The 8,883-nt window shown below is 68.9% G+C and carries 6 protein-coding genes and 1 pseudogene; 2 read left to right on the top strand and 5 right to left on the bottom strand.

The window, feature by feature from the left end; translation table 11 throughout:
- Positions 1–893: pseudogene (locus HMPREF0043_RS00475) on the bottom strand (S9 family peptidase); the annotation flags it as partial.
- A gap of 292 nt (positions 894–1,185) precedes the next feature.
- Positions 1,186–2,097 (bottom strand): ribonuclease H family protein, encoded by a 912-nt coding sequence (locus tag HMPREF0043_RS09995; RefSeq protein WP_021600764.1) that lies wholly within the window; start codon positions 2,095–2,097, stop codon positions 1,186–1,188.
- A gap of 128 nt (positions 2,098–2,225) precedes the next feature.
- Between HMPREF0043_RS09995 and HMPREF0043_RS00465 the strand changes: the two genes are divergently transcribed.
- Both HMPREF0043_RS00465 and HMPREF0043_RS00460 read left to right on the top strand, forming a co-directional pair.
- Entirely contained in the window at positions 2,226–3,134 is a 909-nt protein-coding gene (locus tag HMPREF0043_RS00465; protein ID WP_021600763.1) for a macro domain-containing protein, read from the top strand.
- Positions 3,135–3,263: 129 nt separating this feature from the next.
- Complete coding sequence (locus tag HMPREF0043_RS00460) at positions 3,264–4,022, top strand: DsbA family protein (protein WP_198010240.1); 759 nt, start codon at positions 3,264–3,266, stop codon at positions 4,020–4,022.
- 34 nt (positions 4,023–4,056) lie between these two features.
- On the opposite strand, the gene HMPREF0043_RS00455 is transcribed toward HMPREF0043_RS00460, so the two are convergent.
- From HMPREF0043_RS00455 to HMPREF0043_RS00445, 3 genes are read right to left on the bottom strand one after another with little or no spacing between them, the layout of a single operon-like run.
- A complete protein-coding gene (locus tag HMPREF0043_RS00455) occupies positions 4,057–4,860 on the bottom strand; it encodes an ABC transporter transmembrane domain-containing protein (protein ID WP_021600761.1) in 804 nt (267 codons plus the stop codon).
- Positions 4,861–4,896: 36 nt separating this feature from the next.
- Entirely contained in the window at positions 4,897–6,789 is a 1,893-nt protein-coding gene (locus HMPREF0043_RS11605; RefSeq protein ID WP_021600760.1) for an ABC transporter ATP-binding protein, read from the bottom strand.
- Positions 6,786–8,717 carry an ABC transporter transmembrane domain-containing protein gene (locus HMPREF0043_RS00445; RefSeq protein WP_021600759.1) on the bottom strand — a complete coding sequence of 644 codons (1,932 nt, stop codon included), beginning with the start codon at positions 8,715–8,717 and terminating at the stop codon, positions 6,786–6,788. The genes HMPREF0043_RS11605 and HMPREF0043_RS00445 overlap by 4 nt, the downstream gene beginning before the upstream one ends.
- Positions 8,718–8,883: the final 166 nt, after the last annotated feature.

Here is an 8,883-nt window from a genome sequence, read left to right as displayed (position 1 = left end):
TTGTGGACGATAAGCAGGTGGTCGCCGGCGGGTTCGACCGTGTAGTCCAGGCCCGGCCGGCGGCCGCACACGAGGATCGGCGGAGCCTCGATGTCGGCGGCGTCGAAGAGCCGCACCTCGGCCGTCGAACGCGAGGTCGAGTGGACGATGATCCAGCGGCCGTCGCGAGATGGGTAGTGACCGGCGTCGAAACGCTCGTCGTCCTCCTGGAAGAGAAGGCGGTCCCGGTCCGTGGGGGTGCCGATGCGGTGGGCCCACACCTGCCATGTGCGCCACGACTCGTTCACCCTGGCGTAGACGATCGCCGAGGAGTCCGCCGTCCACGCGAGCCCGTAGCCGAGTCCGGAGACGGCGTCGTCGACGATGTGGCCCGTCTCGATGTCGAAGACTCGCAGGCGGAAGTGCTCGTCGCCGACGAAGTCGACGCCGATCGCCCCGAGTTTGCCGTCAGGGGACGGGGCGAATCCGCTCGTCGCGAAGTACTCTTCGCCCTCGGCCAGGAGGTTGCCGTCCCACACGGGCTGTGCGGCCTGCACGTCGAGGTCCTCGGGACGGCGGCTGACATGGTCGGGGCCGTCGGAGCCGTCCACCGGGATCCTGAAGACGGCCGGATACTGCTTTCCCTCCCAGGTGCGGGTGAAGTACCACCAGTCGCCCTCCCTCATGAGCACGCTCGTGTCGTCTTCACGGGTGCGGGAAGCGAGCTCGCCCATGATGGCCTCGCGGAGGGGAGTGAGGTGGGCGGTCCGCTCTTCGGTCCAAGCGTTCTCGGCTTTCAGCAGCTCGATGAGCTCGGCGCTTTCCTTGTCGCGCATCCACTCGTAATCGTCCACGTAGGTGTGTCCGTGGAAGGTGCGCTCTGTCGGGACTTTTCGTGCAATCGGTGCAGGCATACGCATAGCCTACCGTCACGTATCGAAAGAACCCGGGATTCCACCGGCATACTTTTCCCCATGAACGAACCATTGGCCGTCCACCCGTGGGCTGACATCGGCGACGCCGGGAGCCATACCTCGGCTCCTTCGCGCGATCGTCCTCCTCGACGGCGGCGAGACGGCCGCGAACACAGGCGAAGGCCACGCCGGGCCGCCTCGGCGCGACGCGCCGGGCTGGGGCGACTCCCGCCGCGCTCGTGGACGCGCACGCCCTCGGCCCCGGCCTGCCCGTCGACACGCCGGACGGCGTTCAGAGGAATTCCCGCGAGCGCGCCACCGCCAGAGCGTCGGCGAGTTCGTTGGCCGCGTCGCCGGCATGCCCCCGCACCCATTCGACCTCCGTCCGTCCGATGCGGGCCTCGTAGAGGGTGAGGAGGCGTTCGACCAGCTCGCGGTTGGCCACCGGCTTGCCGTCGGCCTTCTTCCAACCCTTTCGACGCCAGGACGGCGCCCACTTCGTCATCGTGTTGATGGCGTACTGGGAGTCGGCGCGGATCAGAAGGTCTCCCGAGGGGCCGACGTATTCGAGCGCCCTGACCAGGGCGGTCAGCTCCATGGCGTTGTTCGTGGTGCGGGCCGCTCCGCCGCTGTCGCGCGCGCCGGTGATCTGCTCGACCCAGGCCCAACCGCCGGGGCCGGGGTTGCCGGAGCAGGCGCCGTCCGTCGCGACGATCGCGTCGAAGCCCGGACGGACATCTCCCACGCCACTCGGTTCTACACCACCTGGGCCGCGGGCATCGCGGGCGGGGCCTGCCGGCGTCCGGCCGCGGGTCCGGGAGGCTGCGTCGGAGGCCTGCGGATCGAGGGCTTCGACCGGATCGGGGGCTTCGGCGCGGGCCAGGTCGAACACGTCCGTCTGGACTTCGCGGGGCTCGGGCGTCACGCCGAGCTCGCCGGGCACCGCCCTGCCTTCGTCTCCGCCGACTCGGCGGTCGTCGAGGAGGCCGCGCAGGATCACCGCGACGTCACGGTGCCAGAGGACGGAGGGGCGTCCGGCCTCTTCGGTGGACGGTTCTGCGAATCCGTGGCGCATGGCCAATCCGGAGGGCTCGGGGCCGTCGGCCAGCCCCGCCGTCTCGAGCATTTCCCTCAAGGCGAACGCGTCCGTTCCGCAGATCCCGGCCAGTTCGCTTGCCGTCAGCCAGTCGATTTCGTGCGTCATGGGGTTCAGCGTACAGGCAGCCGGCGAAAGCCGGGCCGCACAGGAGATACACGGTGCGGGAGATATGCGGTGCTTTTCGCAAGTCTGCCCGGTAGATTTGAACCATTGGGTTCGAGTGAAGGAGAAACATGCTGCCCCTTTCCGCCTATCGTGAGGCGATCAACCTGGATGAACCGTTCCCCGCGCCGATCGACGATCCGCGTTCCGACGTCGATCTGCTGCGAATCGCACTCGGCGGGCTCCCCGAACGCCGCTACCCCGACATCACTCCGGATCACGCCATCTTCACCGACAAGGGCTTGGCCTTCGCGCTTCGCTACGAGCTCGTCCTGCGCAGCCCGGGGCCGTTCGACGAGGACGTCGCCGAATCCATCAACATCCTCCTGGCCCGCCATTCGGCGCGGATGGGGCGCACGACCGGCCCCAACCTCATGCGCGTCTCGGAGATGCTGCCCCGCTCGGACTACGGCGCGGCGCGCAACGTCGCGATGTGGCGCGGGGACGTGCGCGAGTTGGTCGCCGACGCCGTGGTCAACGCGGCGATGCCCAATCTCCTGGGGTGCACGGACCCCATGCACCCCTGCATCGATAACTACATCCAAGGCCAGGGCGGCCCGTGGATCCGCAACGACTGCGCCATCATCCACGACATCCAGGGCCACGACGACGAAGTGGGCCACGCCAAGATCACGCGCGGGTACCGCCTTCCCGCCAAGTACGTGCTGCACACCGTCAGCCCGCATCTGGAGAACGGCAAGGTGACCGAGGCCGACCGCGCCGCCCTCGCCTCGTGCTACACGTCCTGCCTGGACCTGGCCCTGGAGAAGGGCGACATCCACTCCGTCAGCTTCTGCGCGCTGTCAACGGGGAAGAACAACTTCCCTTTCGCGGAGGCCACGCGCATCGCTCTCGACTCGGTCGACCGGTGGCTCCAGTACCATGGGACGGACGTCATCGAGCTCGTCATCTTCAACATCTTCGAAGACGAGGACGCCGAAGGATACATGCACGCTCTCAACAACTGGGTGGAGGACTGAATGCCAGGCAACAACTCGCAGACGCATATGCCAAGGCCGGCGGAAGGCCGGCCGCCTCAGGGGGCTCCGTCCAGGAGGGGACGGCGCAGGGGACTGATCGCCGTGCTGTCGGTGTTCGTAGGCGTCTTGGTGGCGTCCCTGGTTCTGGCCGTCCTGCAGCCCTGGAGGAAGGGAGACGACGCCGGCTCGAAGGAGAGCGCAACCCCATCGGCCTCCGGCACCACCTTGACCGTGACGGGGCCGGAGGGCAAGCTCGCCGAGAAGAAGGGCTGGGCCGCACCCCGGGATTTCATCCCCTCCGTGTCCGAATCGAACAAGCAGGTCATCGCCAAGATCCCGAAGCTCGACGACTCGAGCGGACGAACGCTCGGACCGGCTGATGCGCCCGTGACGGTCCGGGTCTTCTCCGACTTCTCCTGCCCCCTGTGCACGAAGCTCCACAACGACTCGATGGACTCTCTGATAAAGCGGGCGAAGGCGGGCAAGATACGCCTGGAGTGGCGCAACTTCGTCATCTTCCAGCAATACGGTTCGGACAAGGCCGCCCGCGGAGCGCTCGCCGCCGCACAGCAGGGGAAGATGTGGGATTACATTGCGGCCCTGTACAAGGACGTCAAGAACCCGCAGGGGCACACGCAGTACACTGACGAGACCGTTCAGGCCATCGCCAAGAACGCCGGTTTGAACATGACGAAGTTCGACAAGGCCTATTCCTCGCAGGCGGTCACGAATACCTTGAACGAGGAGTCCCAGCTTGCCAAGGACATCGGGTTGACGGGCACTCCCGCTCTGCTCGTCGGCGAGGCCTTCGTGCCGGGCGCCTACCCGACGAAGACCCTGATGAACACGGTCACGATGCAGGCGGAGCTGGCCAAGCAGAAGCGATAAGCCGGCGGCCGCCGCCGTCGGCGAACCGCCGCCGTCAGTCCCCGGCCCCGAGGCCGCCGCCTTCTCTAGATCCGGCGGTCTCCTCCACCCCGAAGATCCGGGCGAAGGAGACCGTCGCGACCTGGAATTCCTCCGTCCACTGTGCGAGTCTGCGCACAGGGTCGCGCAGCTCGTAGGCGTAGAGGACGATCGTGACGGCAGTGCCGGGAGTCGCCCAGCCTTCGCCCACGAGGAAGGCGCCCCATCCGGCGGCGGCGAGGACGGGAACCGCCGCCGCAAGGTGGAGGGCCAGAAGGAGGAGCCACCGCGTCCACGCGACGTACCGTTCGATCCGCCAGTGTTCGCGAATGAGCGTGTCGAGCCGTTCGAAGCGAGTGCGCCCCATGCCTAGGGCTTCGACGGTGTCGAACTGGCCGATCGTCTCGTCGATGAGGCTGGCCGCGCCCGCCAGATCCGTCAGTCGCTTCGCCCCGACCCATGCGCCGACGCCCAGGCCTATGGCGTTTGCCGCGAGATTGATCGGAACCGTCAGGAAGCCCGTCAAACCGTAGAAGGCCACGAGCTCACCAGACGTCAAGGCTCCTCGATATACCAGCCACAGTCCGCCGCAGACCGTGACGGCCGTGAAGAACGCCGGCCCCGCATTCCGCACGGAGATGAGAAGGGCTCCCGGACGAGCCGCGCGGATCCCCGCCTCTCGCACTCGGCGGGCTTGGTCGCGGTAGCGAGAGAGGTAGACTCTCTCCCCTCTTACACCGCGCAGGACGCGCAGACCCACGACGCCGTCGACTGCGAGCGCGGCCAGAGCGCCCTGCTCCCTTCGCGACGAGACTATCAACTGTGCGGCGCCGTCGGCGGCCGGCGGGCCTGCGGCTCAGTCCTGCTGCCAGGTGTGCCATAGCCGGGCGTATTCACCCTCGCGCGCGACGAGTTCATCATGGGTGCCGAGCTCGGCCAGGCGGCCGTCGATCATCACCGCCACGCGGTCGGCGTCGTGAGCGGTGTATAGACGGTGGGCGATCGAGATGACCGTCCGCCCCTCCAGGACTCGTGAGAGGGCGCGCTCCAGGGAGCGTGCCGCGTTCGGGTCCATGAGCGAGGTCGCCTCGTCCAGGACGAGCATTCCCGGGTCGAGCAGGACGATGCGCGCCAGGGCGATCTGCTGCGCCTGGGCCGGGGTCAGCGTTTTCCCGCCCGACCCGATCCGGGTGTCCAGGCCCTCGTCCAGGTCGTGGACCCATGCGGCCTCCACGGCTGCGAGCGCGGCGAGCATCTCCTCCTGGCCGGCGTTCTCTTTGGCCAGGCGAAGGTTGTCGGCGAGCGTCCCGACGAACACGTGGTGTTCCTGGGTGACCATCGCCACCGTCGAATGCAGCGCCTCCTCGGGGATCCGCGTCACCTCGGCGCCCCCGACGGCGATCGAGCCGTGCGAGGGAGGGTTGATCCCCGCCACGAGGCGGCCCAGCGTGGATTTGCCGGCTCCCGAGGGGCCGACGATCGCCAGCCGCTCCCCTTCGCGCACGTCCAGGCTCACGCCGTGGAGCACCTCTTCTCCGTCGCGATAGGAGAATCGCACGTCGGCGATCGCCAGGTCGCCGCCGCAGGGCGTCCGGTCGGTCCACGGGCCTTGCGGCGTCCGGTCGGCCGGCTCGGCATCCGGCGTTCGCTCGGCATTCGGGGACTGTCGATCCGCCGAGATTTCCGGATTCTCCCGCTCTGCGGCCGAGGCCTCATCACGCTGCCCGTCACGGGGCGTCCCGTCGTCGGCAGGCCCGGCGCTGGGAGCTCCGTCGCCGAGGGCCTGTTCGACGCCGAAGATCCGGGCGAAGGAGGCCGCGGCGAACTGTATCTCGTCGACCCACCATCCGATGATCCACAGGGGGTTGCGCAGTTGAAGCGCGTAGAGGGCGACGGCGGTCACGGTCCCCAGGGTGGTGCGCCCGTCGGCGATCATGCCGGCTCCCACGAGGACGACGAGGAGCACGGGCAGGGAGACGATGATCTGCATGCCCAGCGCGAACAGGCCGCGGACCCATCCCGTGTAGCGCTCGTTGCGCCACATCTCGCGAATGAGCGTGTCCACTCGGGCCACGCGCACCGGCCGCAGGCTCTGGGCGTCGGCGGTCGCGTTCTGCTCGACCGTCTCCGAGACGACGCCGGACATCCGCGCGCGCACCGCCGAGACCGCGAGGTAGGCGGGGATCGCGCGGCGGAGGTACCAGCGGATCGCGTAGAAGAGCGGGATGACCGGTACGACGGCGAACGCTCCCAGACGCAGGTCGGTCAGGAGTGCGGCGCCGATGGTCGTGACGATCGTCATGGCCAGGACGAGGATGCGGTTGGCCCCCTGCTGGAGGAGGCCTTGGACTTTTTCGACGTCGTAGGTCGTGCGGCCGAGCATGTCGCCTGTTCCGGCCGCCTCGACGGTGCCGAGCGGCATGTGGGTGACGGCCCACACGACCCTGTCGCGCAGTTCCGTCAGGACCCGTTCGGCCAGGCAGTTGGCCCGGTACTCGCCCATGTAGCCGACGGCCGTCTGCACGACGACCACGGCGCACAGCACGAGGATGCCGGCGCGGACGGGCCCCGGCCCGGCGCCCTGGGACACGGCGTCGATCGTGCGCCCGATGAGGACGGGGGCGACCACGCCCATGAGCGCCACGGTCAGCTGCAGGGCGAAGACGAGGGCGAAGTCCGCGCGCCGTCGCCGCAGGATCGCCAGCAGGCGTCGGCGAATGGTCCGCGAGTCGGCGATCGGGAGCCTCATGCGCCCTCGCCTCGGTGGACGGTGGCTTGGTAGGCCGGGTCGGCCAGCAACTGGCGATGGCTCCCACGCAGAACCGGAACCCCGCCGACGACGAAGACCACCTCATCGCACACCGCCAACACCAACGGAGAACCAGTCACCACCACACTCGTCCTCCCCCTCCGAAACGCTGCAAGACGACCAGCAATCCGAGCCTCCGTATGCGAATCCACCGCACTCGTCGGCTCAACCAACACCAAAACCGCCGGATCCACCGCCAACGCACGAGCCAAAGCAACCCTCTGGCGCTGACCACCCGACAACGACCGCCCACGCTCAGCAACCCAACCATCCAACCCACCCACAACCGACGAGACAACATCACACCCATCAGCCACATCCAGGGCGCGGAGAAGTCTCGGATCGGCCGGGTACGGCCCGGCGGGTTCGGCCATCGCCTCCTGGAACTCGCCACCGAGGGCCAGCACGTCCGCGACCTGGTCCCGGACGGTCCGCGGCTCGAGCGGGCGGGCGTTCGGCCCCATGAGGTTGGATCGCAGGCTGCCCATGTACAGCTCCGCGACCGGGCCGGAGAGGAGGACGTTGGCCCGGACCTCGGCGACGGGGTAGGCCCGCAGGTCGATGTCGTCGGCGTAGGCGGTGTGGGCGTCGTCGACGCGCGCCATGCGCGAGGCGATGCCGGCCGTCTCGGCGGGGGACGCCGAGACGAGGGCGGTGAGCCTGCCGGGCTCGACGCGCACTCCCGTGGCTGCGTCGGTCAGGGCCGTGGCGGCCCAATCCCGGCGGGGCAGGGCGGGGTCGACGGCCGCGTCGCTCACCAGGTAGTCGGCGCTGAGGATCCGGGAGAGCTTCTTGACGCCCACCCAGGCGCGGGTGCCGTTGTGGACGGTCTCCGACAGGGCGCTCAGGGGCATTTCGAGGTAGGCGGTGAAGCCGTAGAAGGTGACGAGCTCGCCGACGGTCATCCGGCCCGTGTAGGCCATCCACAGCCCTCCGCCGACGACCGCAGCGGTGAACAGTGCCGGGCCGGCGTTCTCGACCGTGTGGAGGGCGGCCCGGAACCGCGCCGCCCGGATGCCCGCCTCCTGCACTTTGAGGGACTGGGCGCGGTATCGCTCGTTGTAGACGTCCTCGCCGCCCACGCCGCGCATCACTCGCAGCCCGGCCACTCCGTCGGTGGCCAGGGACGTGAGGATCCCCTGTTCTTCGCGCTGTTCGGCCAGGCGTTTCTGGAGCGGTCTGATGATCCAGGAGACGAGGGCCATGACCAGGGGCATCCCCACCGCGACGAACAGACCCAGCGGCGCCGACGTGCGGAGCATGAGCGCGGTGACGACCACGAAGGCGACGGACGATCCGATGGCCTCGGGGACGAAGGCGATGAGGGCGCCGAGCCGGTCGGGGTCCTGTGTGATCGCGGCGACGATGTCACCCGAGGGCACGTCCCGTCCGACGTCGGTGCGCCGCCCGAAGACGACCCGGGTGAGCCGACGGGCCGGGCTCCATGCGCTGCGCATCCACAGCATGACGGCGCAGAGGTCGGCCATGCCCATCAGGCACAGGTAGAGGACCAGCCCCGAGTACCACAGGACCCCCGGCAGGATGGCGCGGGTGAGGCCGGCCTGGATGCCCGAATCGAGCATGCTCCCCACGGTCCACGGCAGTAGCGCGAGGGCGACGTAGCTCAGGCAGCTCACCAGGGAGTAGGCGGCGAGGATCTTCCAGTTGTCGCGGAAGGCCTTGCCCATGATCGCTCCCGGCGCGGCCGGGATGCGGTCCGGCTCCCCCACGGGTTCGCGCATCCACGCGGGCCACTTGCGCGGTTCGCGGACCAGGCGGATCCTTGCCGAGTGCGAGTCGGAGGGAGCCTCGTCGTCGAGGTGCTCGGGTGCGCCGGTGTTCCCTGTGTCCGTTGAGGCCGTGGCCATTGAGGCGCGGGCGCGCCCGCGGGAAGGCCGGGCATACGCGTGAGGGGCGTGAGAGGATTGTGAAGATTTGTGTGACATGATCTGCTTTCCGGCGGCAGGGCGCGCCGAGGTGAACCTTGCTTGCGGGCATGGCGATCGATCGGGGTGCCACGCTGCTGTGCACGGC

It is taken from the genome of Actinobaculum sp. oral taxon 183 str. F0552, assembly GCF_000466165.1.
In the GTDB taxonomy this organism is placed as follows: Bacteria; Actinomycetota; Actinomycetes; order Actinomycetales; family Actinomycetaceae; genus Peptidiphaga.
The sequence above is the reverse complement of the archived record's forward strand: the minus strand, read 5'-3'. Positions and strand labels throughout refer to the sequence as shown.